The 539-nt window shown below is 40.8% G+C and carries 1 pseudogene; it reads left to right on the top strand.

The features are described from left to right. Nucleotides 1–296: pseudogene (locus R7Z50_RS30560) on the top strand (type VI secretion system ATPase TssH); the annotation flags it as partial. Nucleotides 297–539 lie beyond the last annotated feature (243 nt).

The raw sequence follows: 539 nt of genomic DNA, 5'->3' as shown, positions 1-539 counted from the left end.
TAGTGGTATTCCACCCACTTGGTCAAGAGCACATTAAGTCCATTGCTTCTATTCAATTAGAACGCTTGGCAAAACGACTAGAAGAAAAAGGGTATCAATTAGAGGTTTCTGATAAAGCACTCGACTTGATCGCCCAAGTCGGTTTCGACCCAGTATACGGTGCACGTCCTTTAAAACGTGCAATTCAACAGAATGTCGAGAACCCATTAGCTAAATCCATTCTTGCTGGTGAAATAGTTCCAGACAAGAAAGTGCAGCTAATCGTTACTAATGACCAAATTCTCGCTCATCAGTAATTGCACTGACACAAAAAGTGAGATTAAAATCACATTTAAGGGGCTTTCGGGCCCCTTTTCTATGCGCTTTTAGTCCGTTTTGAATGTTTTCTATACGAACGAACTGAAAAGGAGAGTTTTTTTGAAAAATAGGCTTGTGTTCCTCAATGAACTCCCTATAATGCGCCTCCGTTACCAAGGGAAAGCAAGTTAAGCGAAGCCTAGTCAACAAGGTCAGTGAGTTAAGAATTAACTCGCAGATAA

Source organism: Vibrio sp. 1249-1 (assembly GCF_033340495.1).
Note: the sequence above shows the minus strand (reverse complement) of the source record. Positions and strands in the feature narration are given on the sequence as shown.